The following is an 18,240-nucleotide window of genomic DNA, read 5'->3' on the forward strand; positions in this document are numbered from 1 at the left end:
TCTGCTCCACCCCCATGAAAGATTGCAAGCACTTGAAACCACGAGGCTCGCGAAGCGCCTCGCAGGTGCGTACCCGTTGATGCACCCCCCTTCGCCATCCCCCCGTGGGGACGACAGGTGCGTAACAGTCTTCGCACCCTTTGGGAGGCCATGCCGGGCCGCGGCATGGTTCAACCCCTGGGAACTGCTGGGGAATCCGTTTGGAAGAGAACGTCTGGCACGGGGGTTGAAGTGTTGAGGCCGCATGCTTATGCGGCGACCCCCTCTCTTCGCCGCTTTCTGGAGGCAACCACTGTGAGCACGGACCAAAAGGGCACCCGAATCCTGGCGCGCACCTTCTTCAACCAGCTGCGCGCGAGCGGCTACACGCCGCACCAGGTCATCGGCATCGCCACGGAGCTGCTCGACCTGGTGACCACGGACCTGAAGGAAGGCGACAAGGCCGTTGCCGTCCAGGCGACACAGGAGCAGGGCTCCGAGTGGCGCCAGCGGGCCTGAGTAGCTACTCTTCCAACCATCGACCCCGCGGGCGCGCGGGCTCCGGACTGGTTTCGGGGCTCCCGCCCGCGCGGATGCAGGACGGAACCGGCGTCAGCCGGTTTTTTTGTTTCCGCTGACCGGTGAATCGCCCGCCTCGTGGGCCGCGAAGCGCTGCTCCCGCCTCCGCTGTTGCGCGGCCGCGCCGGCCACGAAGATGAGCCCGCCCGTCAGCGCGCTGAAGACCATGCTGGCCGTCTGGAGCGCCAGCACCGCGAGCAGCACGAAGGCCGCCAGGAGGGCCACCACGTCCACCGCGACGGGGCGGCGCTGCGGCAGCACCAGCGCGACGACGCAGGCGGTGAGCGGCAGGCCCAACGCCACCTGCCGGGCGATGGCGTCCGTGCTGGTGCGCACCGTCTCCCAGTTGCTCACGAGGATGGCGGCGAAGATGACGACGGTGCCCAGCGCCAGCACCAGCACGCCGGCGGCGGCCGCGTCCTTGGCGAGGCGGGCCTTCTCGTCGAACTGCTGGACGGCGAGGTCCACCAGGTGCTCCAGGGCGCTGTTGAGGATTTCCGCGAAGAAGATGAGGAGGACGCAGAAGATGAGCGTCACCTTCTCCGCGAGCCCCAGGGTGATGCCGCTGCCCACCAGTCCCACCAGCACGCCCGAAATCAGGTGGACGCGCATGTTGCGCTGGTGGACGACGGTGTGGATGAGCCCGTTCCACGCGTGGCCGAACGAGGCGAACAGCCCCGAGCCCCGGCGGGGAGGGAAGGCGGAAGGTGGCCGGACAGGAACGTTCATCGGTGATTGAAGGGGCGGGCACCGTAGCACCCACGGGTCCGGTTGCCGCTCGGGGTTGAACGGGTATGGTCTGACCCCGTGAATTCCGCTTCCTACCGTTACCGGGCGCGCCTGGGGTGTGCGGCCCTGTCCCTGTTGTTGACTTCCTCCCTGGCCCGCGCCGAGGCGCCGGCTTCCGACGCGTCGCTCGACGAGGGCGCCTGCGGCCTGGAGCCCCCCGGCGTCCAGTACCTCCCACCGCCCGGCCCCCGGGCGCACGAGACGCGGCGCTGGTCCTCCTCGGAGCCGCCGGTGGTGCGGCGCGAGGAGCGGGGTGGGGCGGTGCGCGCGTCCGTGGCCGGCGTGCCGCAGACGCGCGTGCGCGGCGGCGCGCTGTCCGGGAAGGTGGTGTACCTGAGCCCCGGCCACGGCTTCTACCGGAGCGCCCCGCTGGACAGGTGGGCCACGCAGCGGCCCAATACCTGGGCGGTGGTGGAGGACTTCATCTCCGCCGAGGTGGTGAGCCAGTACCTCATGCCCATGCTGATGGGGGCGGGCGCCACCGTGGTGCCGGTGCGCGAGACGGACCTCAACTCGCGCATGGTGATTCTGGACGCGGGGCAGGCGCAGGGGGGCTACACCGAGGCGGGTGACGCGGCCCTCTTCCAGGACTCCGCGCAGAAGGGGTGGGGCACGCCGGCTTTTCCCATCGGCAACGCGGTGGAGCCCTTCACGCTGGGCACCACGCGCGTCATGTCCACCGCGCGCACCGCCACCGCGAGCGCCACGTGGGCGCCGGAGGTGCCGGCGGACGGCTACTACAACGTCTACGTCTCCTACGCGTCGGACGCGGCGCGGGCGACGGATGCGCACTACGTGGTGAAGCACGCGGGCGGGGAGAGCCACTTCCGCGTCAACCAGCGGCGCCACGGCGGCACGTGGGTGCTGCTGGGCCGCTTCTACTTCAAGGCGGGCACGCACGCGGACACGGCCTCCGTGGTGGCGATGAACGACACGGCCGAGGGCGGCACGGTGTCGCTGGACGCGGTGCGCTTCGGCGGAGGCCGGGGCCTCATCGGCGACGCGGAGGTCGCCGCGCTCGACAGGCCTCGCTTCGAGGAGGCCGCGCGCTACCACGTGCAGTTCAGCGGCGCGCCCGCCACCGTGTACGCGCCCACCGGGGCCAACGCGCTCTCCAACGAGCGCAACGCGGACGTCACCGCGCGCCCGCGCTTCGCGGCGTGGCTGCACGAGGACGGTGAGGACGCGGTGTACCTCGCGTGGCACACCAACGCGGGCAGCACCGGCACGGTGAATGGCACGGAGGGCTACGTGTACGGGCCCAACCCGGTGGACGGCACGCTCAACTTCACCGGTGTGGCCGGCAGCGACGTCATGGCCCGCGCGCTGCTGGACGAAATCAGCCGCGACTTGAAGCGCGAGGTGGACCCCAACTGGCGCGTGCGCAACCTGCGCTCGGCCAACCTGGGTGAAGTCAATCCCACGCACAACCCGGAGATGCCGTCGGTGCTGCTGGAGATGGCGTACCACGACAACATCCCCGACTCGAACCGGCTGAAGGAGCCGGAGTTCCGCCGCGTCGCCGCGCGCGCGATTCTGCAGGGGCTCATCAAGTACTACGCCGCGAGGGACGGCACGCCGGTGCTCCTGCCGCCCGAGGCCCCCGCCGCCGTCGCCGCGCGCAACGCCGCTGCCGGCGCGGTGGAGGTGCGCTGGACGGCGCCCGCCGCCAACCCCGACGAGGAGGGCCACGACGCGCCCACCGGCTACCGCGTCTACCAGAGCGCGGACGGCTTCGGCTGGGACGAGGGCACCGAGGTGACGGGCACGTCGTTCACCACCACGCTGCCGCCGGGCACGGTGCGCTACTTCCGCGTGGCGGCGCTGAGCGCGGGCGGCGAGGGCTTTCCGTCCTCCACCGTCGGCGTGCGCACGCCCGCAAGCGGCGCGCAGGCGCCCGTGCTGCTCGTCAACGCCTTCGAGCGGCTGGACGCGTCGCTCGCCTGCGCCGAGGCGCTGGACGCGTACGACTTGCAGGCCCCGGTGCGCGTCTTCGTGGAGGCGATGAACGACGGCACCTACGTGCGCCGCCACGGCGACGCGCTGGCGCACGCGAGCACGGCCTTCGACAGCGCCACGAGCGCGGCGGTGAAGGCGGGGCTCATCACCGTCGCGGCGCCGTACACGGCGGTGGACTGGTTCACCGGCCGGGGCGGCGAGGACGCGTCGAGGCCCACGCGCCAGGAGCAGGACGCGCTGCGCGCCTTCGTCACCGGCGGAGGGAGTCTGCTGCTGTCCGGCAGCCAGGTGACGTCCGCGCTCGCCACGGGCGGGGCGGAGGACCAGGCCTTCCTCGCGGACATCCTCCGCGCATCGCCAGGCACGGGCACGCCGCCGCTCACGGTGGAGGGGCTGGCGAGCGGCTGGCTCTCCGGCGTGCCCGCGGGAATTCTCGACGAGGGCACGCGCGGGGCGTACCCGGTGGGCGTGACGGACGTGCTCACGCCCGCGTCCGGCGGCTCGGCGGTGCTGCGCTACGCCGGCACGGACCTGGTGGCGGGCGTGTCCTCCAAGCCGAACGGTGAGGTGCTGCTGTTGGGCGTGCCCTTCGAGGGCATCGTCAGCCCGACGCGGCGCAAGCAGCTGCTCTCCGCATTCCTGGTGCACGCGGGCGTGCTCGCGCAGGAGCCTCCTCCGCCCGCCGAGGACCCGGGCGGCGAGGGCCCTGGCCTGCTCACCGCCTGCGTGGCCGCGCGCGGCGTGGACCCGCATCCGCCCCCGCCGCCTCCTCCTCCGCCGCCTCCGCAACCCATCGTCCTTGAGGAGCTTCCGCAGTTCTACTATCCGGTCGGTGACTCGGGCTGCGGCTGTGGGGCTGGAGGGGGAACGGGCTCCGGTATCAGCCTGTTGCTCGGGGTGATTGTTCAGCTTCGGCGTGCGCACCGTCGCAAGTGCGACGCGAAGCGTTGACTCGGAGGGTGCGGATGCCTACGGTCGGCGCCCTCGAATTCGACGTGACGTGACGACACGCGTGGGCACTCGTGCACACGCCCTTCAAGGAGACACTCGGACATGGCTACCCGCATCGCCATCAATGGCTTCGGTCGCATCGGTCGCTGCATCCTTCGCGCTGCCCTCAGCCGCAAGGAGGACCTGGAGATCGTCGCCATCAACGACCTCGACAAGCCCGCGGCGCTGGCCCACCTGTTCAAGTACGACTCCGTGCACCGCACGTGGCCGGGGACGGTGAAGGCCTCCGAGAAGGGCATCATCGTGGACGGCAAGGAGATTGCCGTCACCGCCGAGAAGGACCCGACGGCGCTGCCCTGGAAGGGCATGAACGTGGACGTGGTGCTCGAGTGCACCGGCCGCTTCACCGCGCGCGACGGCGCCGAGAAGCACCTGAAGGCGGGCGCGAAGAAGGTCCTCATCTCCGCCCCGGCCAAGGGCCCGGACCTCACCATCGCCTACGGCATCAACCACAACGAGTACGACCCGGCGAAGCACCACATCGTCTCCAACGCCTCGTGCACCACCAACTGCCTGGCGCCCATCGCCAAGGTGCTGGTGGACAACTTCGGCGTGGAGAAGGGCCTGATGACCACGGTCCACAGCTACACCAACGACCAGCGCATCCTGGACCTCACCCACGAGGACATGCGCCGCGCCCGCGCCGCCGCGCTCTCCATGATTCCCACCAGCACCGGCGCCGCGAAGGCCATCGGTGAGGTGATTCCGCAGCTCAAGGGCAAGATGCACGGCCTCGCCGTCCGCGTGCCCACCCCGAACGTGTCCCTGGTGGACCTGACGGTGAACACGCAGAAGAGCGTCACCGCCGAGGCCGTCATCGAGGCCTACCGCAAGGCCGCGGAAGGGCCGCTCAAGGGCATCCTCCAGTTCAGCGACGAGCAGACGGTGTCGGTGGACTACAACGGCAACTCGCACTCGGCCATCTTCGACTCCACCAACTGCTTCGTGATGGGCGACAACCTCCTGAAGGTCATGGCCTGGTACGACAACGAGTGGGGCTTCTCCAACCGCATGGTGGACACGGCGAAGTTCCTCGTCTCCAAGGGCGTCTGAGTCCCGCGGGCTCCAGAGGGAACGACCGAGATGATCCGCTACATCGACGAACTGCAGCTCACCGGGAAGCGCGTCTTCATCCGCGTGGACTTCAACGTCCCGCTGGAGGGGCGGCGCGTGACGGACGACACCCGCATCCGCGAGGCGCTGCCCACCATCCGGCGGGCGCTGGAGATGGGCGGGAAGGTCATCCTGGCCTCCCACCTCGGCCGTCCCAAGGGCCCGGACCCCAAGCTGTCGCTGGAGCCCGTCGCCGCGAAGCTGGCCGAGCTGCTCGGCGGCAAGCACGAGGTCATCCTCACGGATGACTGCATCGGCGACGGCGTGAAGAAGCAGGTGAAGGAGCTCAAGGACGGCCAGGTGGTCGTCCTGGAGAACCTGCGCTTCCACAAGGAGGAGGAGGCCAACGACGAGACGTTCGCCCGCGAGCTGGCCTCGCTCGCCGACGTCTACGTCAACGACGCCTTCGGCACCGCGCACCGCGCCCACGCCTCCACCGCGGGCATGGTGCCCTTCGTGAAGGAGAAGGCCGCCGGCTTCCTGATGCGGAAGGAAATCGAGTACCTCGGCAAGGTGCTCAAGAACCCGGAGAAGCCCTTCGTGGCCATCCTGGGTGGCTCGAAGGTGAGCGATAAAATCAAGGTCATCGAGAGCCTGCTGCCCAAGGTGGACGCGCTGCTCATCGGCGGCGCCATGGCCTACACCTTCCTCAAGGCGCAGGGTGTGGAGGTGGGCAAGTCCCGCGTCGAGGGCGACAAGCTGTCGCTGGCCACGCGCATCCTGGAGGCCGCGCAGCGGCTGAAGACGCAGCTGGTGCTCCCGGTGGACCACATCATCGGCACCGAGCCCACCGAGGCCAGCGTCGCGAAGGAGACGGCGGACAACGCCATTCCTCCGGACATGATGGGCCTGGACATCGGCCCGAAGACGCGCGCCATCTACGCGCAGCACATCCGTGACGCGCGCACGGTGGTTTGGAACGGGCCCATGGGTCTGTTCGAGGTGGCGAAGTTCGCGGAGGGCACCCGCTCGGTGGCCGCCGCCATGGCCATCAACACCCAGGCCACCACCGTCATCGGCGGTGGCGACAGCGCGGCGGCCGTGGAGCAGATGGGCTTCGCCGCCAAGATGAGCCACGTGTCCACCGGTGGCGGCGCCTCCCTGGAGTTCCTGGAGGGGCGTGAGTTGCCGGGTATCAAGGCGCTGGAAACGCGGTAGGCTGCGCGCCCGCATCAAACCCGTATCGCACACCCCTGGGGGGCTAAATGTCTGCCGCTGCTCGTCGCAGGAAGATCGTCGCCGGCAACTGGAAGATGAACAAGACGGTGCCCGAGGCGTTGGGCCTCGTGCGCGAGCTGCGGAGCATGGTGGCTCCGCTGGGTGACACGGTGGAGGTGGTGCTGGCGCCGCCGTTCGTGGCGCTGCAGCCGCTCCACGTGGCGCTGGAAGGTGCGCCGCTGCAGCTGGCGGCGCAGAACTGCCACTGGGAGTCGTCCGGCGCGTTCACTGGTGAGGTGTCCGCGCCGATGCTGGCGGAGCTCGGGTGTGCCTACGTCATCGTGGGGCACTCGGAGCGCCGGCAGTTCTTCGGCGAGACGGACGAGACGGTGAACAAGCGGGCCCGCGCGGTACGGGCGGCGGGCATGACGCCCATCATCTGCGTGGGCGAGACGCTGGCCGAGCGCGAGGCGAACCAGACGCTCCCGGTGGTGGAGCGCCAGGTGCGCGGGGCGCTGGCCGGCTTCGACAAGAAGGACGTGGCCACCTTCGTCCTCGCGTACGAGCCGGTGTGGGCGATTGGGACGGGGCGGACGGCCACGTCGGCGCAGGCGCAGGAGGTCCACGCGGCGATTCGTGGGCTGCTCGAGCGCCTGTACGACGGGGAGACGGCCGGGCGGGTGCGCATCCAGTACGGCGGCAGCGTGAAGCCGGACAACGCGGCGGAATTGCTGGGACAGCCGGACGTGGACGGGGCGCTCGTCGGAGGGGCCAGCCTGAAGGCGGGCGACTTCGCGGCCATCGTCAAGGCTGCTGGTTAGATCGGCATTACTGGAATCGGTGGGCGGAAGAAGTTGTCACCCGTTCACCACTTTGTGTAGGGTGCGCCTCCTTCTCACGGAACGTCTGGAAGACCTCCCATGCTGACCTTCGTCACGATCGTGCACGTCCTCGTGTGCGTGTTCATGATCTTCGTCATCCTGCTGCAGCCCGGTAAGGACGCGGGCATGGGCTCGGCCCTCGGCGGCGGCGCGGCCACGAGCGCCTTCGGTGGCCGCGGCGCGGTGACGTTCCTGAGCAAGCTCACGGGCGTCTGCGCGATGCTCTTCTTCTTCACGTCGCTCGGCCTGTCCTTCGTGGGGATGCGCTCCTCGGTGGCGAGTGGTGGCTCGGTTGCCGCACCGCCTCCGGCGCAGCAGGCTCCGGCGACGCCGGGTGGTGCCACGGCTCCGGCCTCGGGTGCGTCGACGACGCCCTCGGCTCCGCCGCCTGGCAGCCTGGAGCAGCCGCGCGGCGAGACGCCGGTTCCTCCGCCCGCCGAGGGTGGGGCGCAGCAGCAGGCTCCGGCGCCTGCTCCGGCTCCGGCGCAGTAGGTTTCAGGAAGTATCTGAGTCACGCGTCGGTTGAAATTGTCGTTGCGTGACTCAAGGCGGTCCTGTAGATGGTCGCCGCAGAAGTTGCCCAGGTGGTGGAACTGGTAGACACACCAGCTTGAGGGGCTGGCGCCGCAAGGTGTGCGGGTTCGAATCCCGCCTTGGGCACTCCGAATGAGGCCCCCGAGTCGAAAGACTCGGGGGCTTTTTTCGTTTCTGGGGCTTCGCGCCTGGGGCGCGATGGATGACTCGACCTGCATCTTCTTCTCCGTCGATGCCGCCGGGGCGGCGGAGCCACTCTTCGAGCAGATGAAGCGACTCCATCCCGGCCTCGTGCTGAAGCACCACGATGCGGACGAGGACTTCACGTGAGCGCCCCGGGGGCATGAGGGCTTGCGTGTGGGGCTTTCCGGCTCTCGCCGCTTCTGTGGCCCGCGTGGTCAGCTCCGCTCGTTCCTGCACCTGTCCGCGTGCGGAGGGCATGGAGGCTTTTTCGTTTTCTGGGTTCGGTGCCGGCGTGTTGACCTGCGTCTTCCGCCCGGAGACGAAGGATGCCCGCTCGCCGTGTGGTGTGCTGGAGGCCTGTTTCCTGCGCGCGGCTGGCGCGCTTTGGATGGCTTGTGCCGGCGGCTCTCAACATGCCACCCGGGGTGAGCTGCGGCTCGGCACGGAGACTGCGCACCTCTTCCACCATGCCGAGGCCCTGGGTTGGTCTGGCCGTCATAGAAGGTGATGGTGCCGTCGTCCGAGTTCGCCGTCGCGGCGGGCCCACCTGGGTCTGGCTCCCCCTTGATGGCGACGTGCTCGCGCGAGCTCCGGAGGTCCTTCGGCGTCTCGCTGTAGGAGTCGATGGCCTGGGTGAGGACGTCCGCCACGTCAACGTCGCTGCCCGCCTCGACGGTCACGGTGAACGGGTCCTCACCGACGCGCATGGCGTAGATGCTGTCGCCATTGATGGCGCCGGGAAGCTGCTGGACGGAGACGGCTGTCTGGGATTGGCTACGGGCTGGCGTTCAATCATCTGTCACCCCTCGAGGAGCAGGTGCCAGCGGTCCGCGACCTGCTGCGCCTCTGGAGCACCCACTACTGCCGCACGCACGTACTCTGTCGAGCGGTCTCTGGTGATGACCTCGACGCCAGGATGCCGGCGCAGCCGGTCGGCCAAAGTAGGAGCCGAACGGTCTGGCAACACATCCACGCCGCGATGCGCCTCCAGGTCAACGAGGATGGCCCATACATGCGTCCCTTACGTAAAGCCCCGTCATCCCCACCAAGCACTCGAGAAGTCTTGGGGGGGAGAGCGGAGCGCTGCGTATCAGCCGCAAAAGCGTGTCGAGGCTTGCGGGCATGGCCAGAGGTTTGAGCAACCTGACTCCTGTCTCTGCACCGGTGGTCAGTGCCACCACGCATTGGGCCGCAACCGGCCACCGCGTTCGCCGGGCTGGGTGAGCCAGCAGGCGAGGCAGTCGCTGCGGAAACGTGTGGCGAGAGCACGCCCAGGGTGTATTCGCCCCACTGGCCGCCTGCGGCGTCTGCCTGCTCCTGTGAGGGAGACCCACGAAGCGCGGGAGCGCCTTCAAGCCGGTGCAACACCACTCACCGGCTTGCCCTTCGGTACAGCTCCCGACCCCATAGCTCAGTCGGTTGGACCCGCGACACAGGCGCTGTGCCCTCGGCAACGCGTGGTCATGAGATTTGTCGACCCAGAACCCATTATCTACCTCCCGTCTTGTGGTTCCGGGACTTCGCACCCAATGTCCCGCCCGCTGTGGCGGTTGGGGGGCAGGTCATCACCAGATTCTGAGTCCCGTTCGCGCGTTCGCCCCTCGATGCAGTCCACGCTCACGGCCGGGGGGCTCGATGGCGGAGACGATCATTCCAGGGACGTACATCACCGTCCGTGCGGAGGGCCTGATCTCCGCAGGCCGTATCGCGACGGGGATTGTGGGCGTGGTGGGGACTGCGGCCAGGGGCCAGGTGGGGAAGCCAATGACCCTGGCCAGCTTTGGCAACGCGCGCGAGCTGTTCGGCGCGGCGGACGACTTCGACAATCCGGAAGACAATGCGAACCCGCTCACGCTCGTCCGGGCGCTTGAGCAGGCCTACAACAACGGAGCGTCGACTGTGGTGGCGGTGCGCGCCGCCAGCGCCACATATTCGAGCGCCAGCTATGCCGTCCTGGACGAGGTGGGCCGCACGGTGGCGACGCTCGCCGCCAATACGCCGGGGACGTGGGGCAACTCCCTTCGCATCCAGGTAGAGGATGCCCAGGACCCGGCGCGCATCTCGCGCGAGGTGGTCCCCGCCACACTTGCGCGCCTCCGCTACGCCCCGGTCATGGACTCCGCGGAGAACCAGTTCCGCATCTTCCGGGGGACGACCCGACAGACCGAGACACTGATCCCTCACTACAGACGGAGGGTCTCGGATGAGCGGGTGCCGAACGTGGGCGGCCGGTTCATCCTGCAGTCCAAACCCCTCGCGTCGGCCGACTTCACCCGGATCGTGGTGAGGGACAAGACCAGCACGACTGTTGTGAGGGAGTACGCTGGGCCGGCCATCCATTTCGAAGCCGGTGCCGCGCCCGCGAGCGACAACGTCCGCATCAACACCGCCACTGGCGAGATCACCTTCGCGGCCGACCAGCTCCCGAAGACGACCCACGAGGTGCTCGCGACGTATGGAGTTGGCTTCGATGGGACGTTCGAACGGGGTCATGTGCTCGTCACGACCTGGGATGGCTCGCTTGAGTTCGCGAGCGGGGCAGGGCCGGTGCAGGCCGATAGAGATCAGATCATCGCCTCGTACCTGGTCGCTCCATCGAGTTGCGTCCGGGTCACGCTCAGCGAGGGGACCGTCACCGAACGGTACACGGTCCCTGACGGGCGGATGCTCGCGGAGCTCGTCAGGGGCTCGAAGCTGGTCAGCGGAATCGCGGACCAGGACCAGGGCGACAAACGGCCGGCCCAGGTGGACGCATTCTTCGGGACCGGCAGCAACCCGTCCGGCAACAACGGCGCGGACGCGGGGCAGGACGACTACGCCGCTGCGCTCGACACGCTCTCCAACGAGACCATCAACATCGTCGTGCTTGCCGGTCAGGATACCCGGAAGATGGGCCCCGTCCTGGAGTCGCATCTCAACCAGACGGGGGAAACGGACCGCGAGCGCATCGGTGTCATCGGCGCACCGGGCAGCACCCTGGAGGAGGCGCTCGGCCACTCCCGCGTGAGCGACCGGCTCATCGTGGTGGCGCCCGGTATCGCGAACCCGGACGGGCCGACGCTGCCTGCCGCGTACACTGCGGCGGCGGTGGCGGGGCTGATGAGCTCCCTGGCGGTGCAGACGAGCCTGACCAACAAAGCACTGAACGTGTCCGACCTGGCGCTCGACTTCAACCGCGGCCAGCAGGAGCAGCTCATCCAGCGCAACGTGCTGGCGGTGGTGCGCAAGAACGGCTTTCGCCTCCTCAAGGGCGTCACCACTGCGGGCGAGGGCACGCCCTTCTCGTCCATCCCCATCCGCCGCATCGTCGACTATGCCCGGTACGGTGTTCGCTCGGCGGCCAACCCGTACATCGGCCGGCTGAACAACCCGCGCGTGCGGACCGCGATGAAGGCCACGATCGATGCCTTCCTCACCCGCATGGTGGAGGACGAGGCGCTCACCGCCTACGAACTCGAGGTCACCGCCACGCGCCCGCAGGAGATCCGCGGCGAGGTCAACGTGACCATGACCCTCAAGCCGACCTTCAGCATCGACTTCGTCCTGGTCACCATGATCTTGAAGTAGTGCCGGGGGGAACGATTCATGCCAAACGACATCTTTCGCGCGAACGACGCGGTGCTGGTGTTGGGCGTCGACGATGCGGTCTCTCCCGAGGGAGCGCTCGCAGACGGGCTGATCTCGCAGTACGCGCTCAGCAATGCCGTGGGACGGCTGACCGACGTGACCTTCACCGTCACCACGGACCTCAGGCCCTTCTACGAGATAGGCCGGCGCTACCCGGCGCACCTGCGGCCGGGTACCGTCAGCGTCTCGGGCACTGCCGAGCGCGGCCACGTCAACGGGGCGCTGCTGCGGCTGCTGCTCGGCGAAGGCGCGGTGAGCCCACCTGCGACGGCCAACTTCGTGCAGCCATCGTTCAACATCATCTCCACCCTGAGGGATCCCGCGCACCCGGACCAGTTGACGAAGATCATCATCTTCGGCGCCCGGTTCTCGAGCTGGCGCTACAGCATCCCCGTGGAGGAGTTCGTGATGGAGTCGGTCTCGTTCCACGCGATGCGGGTGGCATTCGAGGAGGCGTGAGCGTTGCCTGCTCCACCGACCATGACTGAAACACCGCGACCCACGGACACCCCCCGGATGCTCTCCGCTCAGGAGCTGTTGCTCGGAGGCGGCATCCTCCACGACGTGAACGTTCCCCAGGAGATCCTCCTCCCCGGCGCACCGCCGAAGGAGAGGGTCGCCGGAGGCAGGGTGCGAATGCGCCCCCTGAGCGTGGCGATGCTCACGCTCATCTCACAGGCATCCCATGAGAATCCGACACTGGTGCCGCTGCTGATGATCAAGGAGTCGATCGTCGAGCCTCCGCTCACGCTCGACCAGGTCCGCGCGATGCACGTGGGGCTGGTGGACTTCCTCGTGCGGCGGATCAACGCCCTCTCGGGGCTGTCGGAGGACGGGGAGTCGTTCGAACAGGTCGCGAGCTCGCCGCTGGGGCGGACGCACCTGTTGCTGGCGAAGCACTTCGGCTGGACCCCCGAGCAGGTGGCCCAGCTCACTCCCGGGCAGGTGGCCGTGTACCTCGCCGGCATCGAGCAGCTCCTCCGGCTGGAGGAGCGTGGCCCATGAGGGTGGCGGTCATCGCGCGCCTGACCTCCGTGGGCAGCAGGCTGCTGGGGCTCGACGAGAGGCTCCGCGGGCCGCTGGTCTCCTCAGCACTCGGGGACCCGCCGCGGCTGCGCGGGCTGCTGGACGACCCGGTGGACCGGTGGACGGCCAACCTGGGCCTCATCCTCGCGCGGCTTGATGCTTCGGACCCCTCCGTGCCTCCGGTGCCCCGGCCCCCGGATGGGCGGGGCACATCCCGACCCTTCGCCGCAGAGTGGCCGGCGCCGTCCCGGGCGGTGGTGGAGCCAGTGCGAGCGAAGCCGTCCGGAAGCGCGACGTGGAGTGGACCGGGCCTCTCCGCGCCAGGAACCGGGCTCCGGCGAGCGGGAGCGGGGGCGACACCCATGGTGCATGGCCCGGGGGCGGTGCCGCGGGCGGCCCCTCTTCACGCGTTCGCGGCTGGTGGGCCCGCCCGTGCGGCGGCCGTGCCAGGGGCGCAAGACAGTCGAAGTTCCTCGCGCTGGCCGGGGCTTGCGGTCGGAGGCGCGGGAGGCCGGGTGGTGGACGTACCTCGAACGAGCCGTGCGCTTCCGTCCGTCCAGGCCAGTCCCCGAAAGGCGCCGCTCCTCATTCAGTCTCCACCTCGAAGGGCTCCCCTCCGCGTTCTGCCGCCGGGTGGCCCTGAGACGACAGACATGGCCTTGCCGCTGCTGGACGAAGGTCCGCTCCCGCGGGGGGCGACGCGTGCAACACGGGAGCAGGGAGCGCAGGACGCCGCGCCAGCGGCGAATGGTCAGCGGGAGGAAGGCGTTGAACCCTCCGGTGGACTCCGCCTGGCACCCGGTCCCGGGCGGCTCGTGGACCTGCTCCGCACGAACCTCGCCCGTTCCCGCGAGCCGGTGGTGCCAGCGGTGTCTCCGCTACCCGGGGACGCGCTCCACGAGGACCTGGTCCGAGCGAACCCCTCCCGTGCCTTCGAGGCTGTTGTGCCCTCGGTGTCTTCGCCGTCCGGGGACATGCCCCGAGCGGACCTGCTCCGCACGAACCTCGCCCGTTCCCGCGAGCCGGTGGCGCCCGCGGTGTCTCCGCTACCCGGGGACGCGTTCCACGAGGACCTGGTCCGCGCGAACCCCTCCCGTGCCTTCGAGGCTGTTGTGCCCTCGGTGTCTCCGCCGCCCGCGGTTGCGCCCCTCGCCCTGGAGCCGGACTTCAAGGCGGGCACACCGGGCACGGTGGACCCGCTCGGCTCGCAATGTCGGGAGGGGCTCGGTGCGGGCGCGAACGAGACCGGGGCGAGGCAGCAGACGGCCGGGGTGGGGCTGCTCGATGCGGAGCGCCTTGCCGACGCGCTCGCGGACCTCCTCGAGCTCGAGCTCCTTCGCGTCTATGGGACCACCGGGAGATAGAGCGTGGCGATCGAGCTCGGAACCGTCAGGCTGGAGCACCTCACCCACGTCGCGGTTCGCGAGCACGCCCGCCTGGTCGCGCACGGCGTGCCCGGCATGAACGGGGATCTGATCCAGGTCCTCGGGCGCCCCTCGGTGGAGGTGGAGTTCCGGGGCATCTTCTACGGTGCCGGCGCCTTCGAGGAGCTCCAGGAGCTGCGCGATGCATACCGCGCCCACGTGCCGGTGGACTTCTTCGCCGAGGCGGTGGGTGAGGGCTACTTCGCACAGGTCATCATCGCCTCCCTGGAAGTGGCGCAGCGCGCCGGCTACCTGGACCAATACGACTACGCCTGTCGGGTTCTCGAGTATGTCGAGCCGCCCGCGGCGGTGGCGGTGAGCCCCTTCGATGCGCTGAACTCGGACCTGGTCAACGAGGCCACCGGTGCGGTGGACACGGTGCAGAACTCCCTGGACCAGGTCTCTCAGCTCACCCAATTGCTGAGCTCCATCCCGTCCTTCGGCGATCCCACGAGCAAGCTGCCGTCCATGCTGAGCGACTACCAATCCGTCAGCACCAGCGGAGAGGCCGTGCTGACCGCCCTGCGCCGCGTCTTCTGAGGAGGCACTGACTTGGCCGATGGCATCCTCCAGAGGCTTCCGGATCCCGCGCCGCTCCGCGACGCGCTCGGCCGGACCGGGTCGCTCCTCGAGCCGCTCGAGACGGTCCTCGGCGCGCTCGGTGCGCAGGACGCCAGCTCGCCGCTCGGCCCGCTGGTGGGCGCCATGGTCGGGCTCGAGGTTCAGGCCCACGTCGACGTGAGTGGGATCTCCACCCGGCTGCCCCATGCGCTCGAGACGCTCTCCGGTGCACTGCCCTCGAGCGCCCTCGAGTACGTGGAGTCCATCCACGACGCGTACGCGCGCGCCCAGACCTCCCTCATGCGGCACCCGCTCCTCCGGGACCTGCCGACGGGCAAGGGGCCGCGGGACGTGGCACTCGCCGTCCTCGACGAGGCCGTCAGGCTCTTCCAGGCCAGGGTCCAGCAGCTCACCCAGGGCCTGATTCCCACCGAGACGCTCCAGCGCATCTCCGCGGAGCTCGCCGAACTGGAGCAACTGCTGTCGGACTTCGAGACGCACAAGGAACAGCTCGGCCCGTTCCTGGCGCGGCAGCTCGCCGGGGTCGCGCCGGAGTTGCTGCGCGGGCCACTCGAGCACGTCCAGGCCTCGCTGGCGGCGGTGGCCTTCCTGGAGCCGGACGCGCTGGCCACCGCGCTCGGTGCGCCGCTCGGAGCGCTGGCCACCGCCCGGGACGAGGTCGCGGCCGCCCTCGCCGCCCTGGAGCCTGACGACCCACAGGGCTACGCCGCCGTCGCCCAGGCGCTGGACGCCCTGCAGCAGGCTGTGACGGTCCTGTTCGGCGCGCTGCCCCACCTGTACGAGCAAATCCAGCAGCTCGTGGAGGCGCAGGACTGGGACGCAATCGCGCCGACGTACCAGCGGCTCCTCGAGGCCATCGAGCTGGTGCCCGCGGCCACCGTTGACGACATCGTCGGCTCGGCCGTGGAGCTGCTGACCTCGATGCAGGCCGGCCTCGCCCGGGCCGGCACGGTGGACGACCTGAAGGCCCGCATCGACGCGATGGGCGACTCCATCCGCGAGGCGGCGCGCCAGTCCGCGCTCGGCCAGGTGCGCCCCGCGGTGCTCGACTTCCTCGATGGCGTCCGCGCCACCGTCGAGGCGATTCCCACCGGCGACATCCAGCAGGCCGTCGAGCAGATGTTCGGGCGGGTGAAGCAGGAACTGGACGCGCTGGGGATGGAGCAGGCCGCCGCGAACATCGAGGCCGGCTTCCAGTCCCTCGAGGACTTCACCACGAGCACCATCCGGGGCGTGGAGGTGCACCCCCCCGACGTGGCGAATGGGGTGCTGGCCCAGGTCGAGGCCAGCCTCACGCCGCTTCTGGGGCAGCTCTCCAGTGCCCTGACGACCCTCTCCGAGCTGCTCACCGAGGCCGAGAAGAGCGTCGGGGAACAGCTCGACAAGCTCCAGGAGCTCCTGGCGAGGCTGGAGCAGGTCAGCTTCGAGCCGGTGGGCACCGCGGTCATCGACGAGATCCATCAGATCCGCGACAAGCTGCGCGGCATCGACCCCAACGCGCTGTCGGACGTGGAGAAGCTCGCCCTCGTGGCGGCGCTGGCCACGCTCCAGGCGCTGGACCTGGAGAACCAGGCGCTCAAGGAGCTCAAGGAGCTCTTCGCCGCGGCCGAGGGCAAGGTGATGCCGCTCCTGGACGAGCTGGGCGCGGCGGTGGACGAGTTGAAGCACCACCTCGGCGGCTTCCACCCTGCTTCGCTGCTCGAGCCCCTCTCCGGTCTGCTGAAGAAGGTCTCGGACGCGGTGAGCCACCTCCAGGGGAACGAGCTCGTGGCGCCGCTGCGCCACCAGGCGGACGCGCTGAACCAGGCCCTCGCCAGGATTTCGCCGGGCGCACTGCTCGGTCCGCTCCAGAAGCCCTATCAAGACTTCATGGGGCAGGTGGCGCGTCTGGAGCCGGCGCGGTGGCTGGCGCCCTTGAAGGACCTCTACGCGCAGCTCGACCACCTCATCGCATGGCTGGACGTCACACCGCTCCTCGAGGAGCTGGGGCGGCGCGAGCAGGCGCTGCTCGCCTCCATCCGCTCCGGCCTGCTGTCCGCGCTGGATGAGCTGCTCCTTCCGGAGCCGCTCAAGTCCTTCTTCGCGGCCCTACGGCCGTTGGTGGAGGACCTGACGGGCGCCCTCCTGACGGACACGGGCACGGAGCTCACGCGTATCGCCCCCCACGTCCGCGACCACTTCCAGGTAGGAGCCGCCTTCAAGGCGCTCGATCCGCTCTTCGACAAGCTGGTGGCGATAATCCAGGCCGCTCCGCAAGCCGCCGTCACCGACGCGGTCAACACCCTCCGGACCGGGTTGTCAGTGGCGCTCGAGGTGCTCGACCCCTGGGCCATCCGCTCCCACCTGCTCGGCGCGCTCGACCGGCTGGCCCGGCTCTCGCCTCGGCCGCTCCTGCAGCCGCTGGAGGACCTCGCGACGATGAAGCGGGCCTTCCATGCCACCGCCTCGCTGGCCGCGACGGACCGGGAGGGGGACATCGCCACCGTGAGCGTGCGCTTCGACGCGGTGCTTGCGCTGGTGGACCCCCAGCAGGTGGACGGTGCGGCGTGGCGGCTGTCGCGGTTTCACGAGGCCGTCTTCACGGCGCTCCAGCGCGGGGTATCCGCGGTGGACCTCTCCCCGGCGGCCGGGACGTACTCGCGGCTCCGTGAGGCGCTGGACCACCGCCTGCCCACCTTCCTCCGCCAGAGCGAGGCGCTCGCCTTCGAGGCCATCCTTGCCGGAGTCACCGAGCTGAGGCCGTCCCTGCGCGCCAGGCCCCTCCAGGAGGCGGCGGACGCCTTCCTCACCCAGTTGCAGCCGGTGGCGGACGCGCTGGCCACCACCCTCAACGGCTTCTTCGGCGCGCTCCACGACGTCGTCTGGCTGATCGACCCGCGCTCGCTGGAAGACGCCGTCCGCATCGTCTACGACGCCCTCCACGCGAAGATCCGCCTGCTCGACCCGGATGCGGTGGCCAACGCCCTGCGGACCCAGGTCCTGGAGCCGCTGAAGGCGCCCCTGGAGGCCATCGACCCCGGGAAGCTGGGCGCGCGGCTGGACGCCGCCTACACCCGGGCGCGCGATGCCGTGAGGGACAACCTCGGGCTCGTGCTCGACGCCGCGGCGAGAGCGCTCGACGAGGAGTTGGTCAAGGTGCGCGTCGCGCTGGGGGCGCTCCTCGGACAGGTGGACGGCGTGGTGAAGAAGACCGGCGCGGACCTCGAGCGCCTCACCCGCCGGGTGGAGCAGCTGGCGCTGGTGGAGTTGATCGACCGGTTGAAGCGGATGGCGGACAAGCTGAGGGAGAGCTTCGACGCGGAGCTGAACCGGGTCCGCGTCGCGTTCGACGACATGCTGCGGGCCATTCCGTACAGAGGCGCGCCGCGGCCCGCGGCCGCGGTCAACGGGTGACG

Annotated in this window: 15 protein-coding genes and 1 tRNA gene; 14 read left to right on the top strand and 2 right to left on the bottom strand. The window is 69.7% G+C overall.

The features are described from left to right. The first annotated feature begins 294 nt into the window (after positions 1-294). On the top strand, positions 295-498 hold the full coding sequence (locus ACVTJA_RS18150) for a hypothetical protein (RefSeq protein ID WP_205525715.1): 204 nt from the start codon (positions 295-297) through the stop codon (positions 496-498). Between the two features lie 93 nt (positions 499-591). On the opposite strand, the gene ACVTJA_RS18155 is transcribed toward ACVTJA_RS18150, so the two are convergent. Continuing rightward, entirely contained in the window at positions 592-1,287 is a 696-nt protein-coding gene (locus ACVTJA_RS18155) for a diacylglycerol kinase family protein (RefSeq protein WP_465837723.1), read from the bottom strand. A 78-nt stretch (positions 1,288-1,365) separates the two neighbouring features. On the opposite strand from ACVTJA_RS18155, the gene ACVTJA_RS18160 reads away from it, so the two are divergent. From ACVTJA_RS18160 to ACVTJA_RS18190, 7 genes are all read left to right on the top strand, one after another. Beyond that, on the top strand, positions 1,366-4,257 hold the full coding sequence (locus ACVTJA_RS18160) for a golvesin C-terminal-like domain-containing protein (RefSeq protein WP_465837724.1): 2,892 nt from the start codon (positions 1,366-1,368) through the stop codon (positions 4,255-4,257). 102 nt (positions 4,258-4,359) lie between these two features. Then, complete coding sequence (gap, locus tag ACVTJA_RS18165; protein WP_465837725.1) at positions 4,360-5,370, top strand: type I glyceraldehyde-3-phosphate dehydrogenase; 1,011 nt, start codon at positions 4,360-4,362, stop codon at positions 5,368-5,370. Between the two features lie 30 nt (positions 5,371-5,400). After that, on the top strand, positions 5,401-6,588 hold the full coding sequence (locus ACVTJA_RS18170; RefSeq protein ID WP_465837727.1) for a phosphoglycerate kinase: 1,188 nt from the start codon (positions 5,401-5,403) through the stop codon (positions 6,586-6,588). A 47-nt stretch (positions 6,589-6,635) separates the two neighbouring features. Beyond that, the gene (tpiA, locus tag ACVTJA_RS18175; protein ID WP_465837729.1) at positions 6,636-7,409 is read left to right on the top strand and encodes a triose-phosphate isomerase; all 774 of its coding nucleotides are present in this window, start codon (positions 6,636-6,638) and stop codon (positions 7,407-7,409) included. A 99-nt stretch (positions 7,410-7,508) separates the two neighbouring features. Continuing rightward, complete coding sequence (secG, locus tag ACVTJA_RS18180) at positions 7,509-7,961, top strand: preprotein translocase subunit SecG (protein WP_465837730.1); 453 nt, start codon at positions 7,509-7,511, stop codon at positions 7,959-7,961. 86 nt (positions 7,962-8,047) lie between these two features. Then, positions 8,048-8,129, top strand: a tRNA-Leu gene (locus tag ACVTJA_RS18185). A 72-nt stretch (positions 8,130-8,201) separates the two neighbouring features. Further along, positions 8,202-8,333, top strand: coding sequence for a hypothetical protein (locus tag ACVTJA_RS18190; RefSeq protein WP_465837732.1), 132 nt, complete (start codon positions 8,202-8,204; stop codon positions 8,331-8,333). A 652-nt stretch (positions 8,334-8,985) separates the two neighbouring features. On the opposite strand, the gene ACVTJA_RS18195 is transcribed toward ACVTJA_RS18190, so the two are convergent. After that, positions 8,986-9,159 carry a transposase gene (locus tag ACVTJA_RS18195; protein ID WP_465837734.1) on the bottom strand — a complete coding sequence of 58 codons (174 nt, stop codon included), beginning with the start codon at positions 9,157-9,159 and terminating at the stop codon, positions 8,986-8,988. A 662-nt stretch (positions 9,160-9,821) separates the two neighbouring features. On the opposite strand from ACVTJA_RS18195, the gene ACVTJA_RS18200 reads away from it, so the two are divergent. From ACVTJA_RS18200 to ACVTJA_RS18225, 6 genes are all read left to right on the top strand, one after another. Further along, complete coding sequence (locus ACVTJA_RS18200; RefSeq protein ID WP_465837736.1) at positions 9,822-11,753, top strand: phage tail sheath subtilisin-like domain-containing protein; 1,932 nt, start codon at positions 9,822-9,824, stop codon at positions 11,751-11,753. 18 nt (positions 11,754-11,771) lie between these two features. Next, complete coding sequence (locus ACVTJA_RS18205) at positions 11,772-12,272, top strand: hypothetical protein (RefSeq protein ID WP_465837737.1); 501 nt, start codon at positions 11,772-11,774, stop codon at positions 12,270-12,272. A 177-nt stretch (positions 12,273-12,449) separates the two neighbouring features. Beyond that, positions 12,450-12,818, top strand: coding sequence for a hypothetical protein (locus ACVTJA_RS18210; protein ID WP_465837739.1), 369 nt, complete (start codon positions 12,450-12,452; stop codon positions 12,816-12,818). 836 nt (positions 12,819-13,654) lie between these two features. Next, a complete protein-coding gene (locus ACVTJA_RS18215; RefSeq protein ID WP_465837741.1) occupies positions 13,655-14,203 on the top strand; it encodes a hypothetical protein in 549 nt (182 codons plus the stop codon). A 3-nt stretch (positions 14,204-14,206) separates the two neighbouring features. Continuing rightward, positions 14,207-14,803 (top strand): hypothetical protein, encoded by a 597-nt coding sequence (locus ACVTJA_RS18220; protein WP_465837743.1) that lies wholly within the window; start codon positions 14,207-14,209, stop codon positions 14,801-14,803. Between the two features lie 12 nt (positions 14,804-14,815). After that, entirely contained in the window at positions 14,816-18,238 is a 3,423-nt protein-coding gene (locus ACVTJA_RS18225) for a hypothetical protein (RefSeq protein WP_465837745.1), read from the top strand. Positions 18,239-18,240 lie beyond the last annotated feature (2 nt).

It is taken from the genome of Pyxidicoccus sp. M6, from assembly GCF_055568925.1.

Bases quoted from the DNA above. Each gene is read 5' to 3' on its own strand.
- ACVTJA_RS18155 (WP_465837723.1), bottom strand. From the start codon at position 1,287: ATGAACGTTCCTGTCCGGCCACCTTCCGCCTTCCCTCCCCGCCGGGGC.
- gap (WP_465837725.1), top strand. From the start codon at position 4,360: ATGGCTACCCGCATCGCCATCAATGGCTTCGGTCGCATCGGTCGCTGC.
- ACVTJA_RS18170 (WP_465837727.1), top strand. From the start codon at position 5,401: ATGATCCGCTACATCGACGAACTGCAGCTCACCGGGAAGCGCGTCTTC.
- tpiA (WP_465837729.1), top strand. From the start codon at position 6,636: ATGTCTGCCGCTGCTCGTCGCAGGAAGATCGTCGCCGGCAACTGGAAG.
- secG (WP_465837730.1), top strand. From the start codon at position 7,509: ATGCTGACCTTCGTCACGATCGTGCACGTCCTCGTGTGCGTGTTCATG.
- ACVTJA_RS18190 (WP_465837732.1), top strand. From the start codon at position 8,202: ATGGATGACTCGACCTGCATCTTCTTCTCCGTCGATGCCGCCGGGGCG.
- ACVTJA_RS18200 (WP_465837736.1), top strand. From the start codon at position 9,822: ATGGCGGAGACGATCATTCCAGGGACGTACATCACCGTCCGTGCGGAG.
- ACVTJA_RS18205 (WP_465837737.1), top strand. From the start codon at position 11,772: ATGCCAAACGACATCTTTCGCGCGAACGACGCGGTGCTGGTGTTGGGC.
- ACVTJA_RS18210 (WP_465837739.1), top strand. From the start codon at position 12,450: ATGCGCCCCCTGAGCGTGGCGATGCTCACGCTCATCTCACAGGCATCC.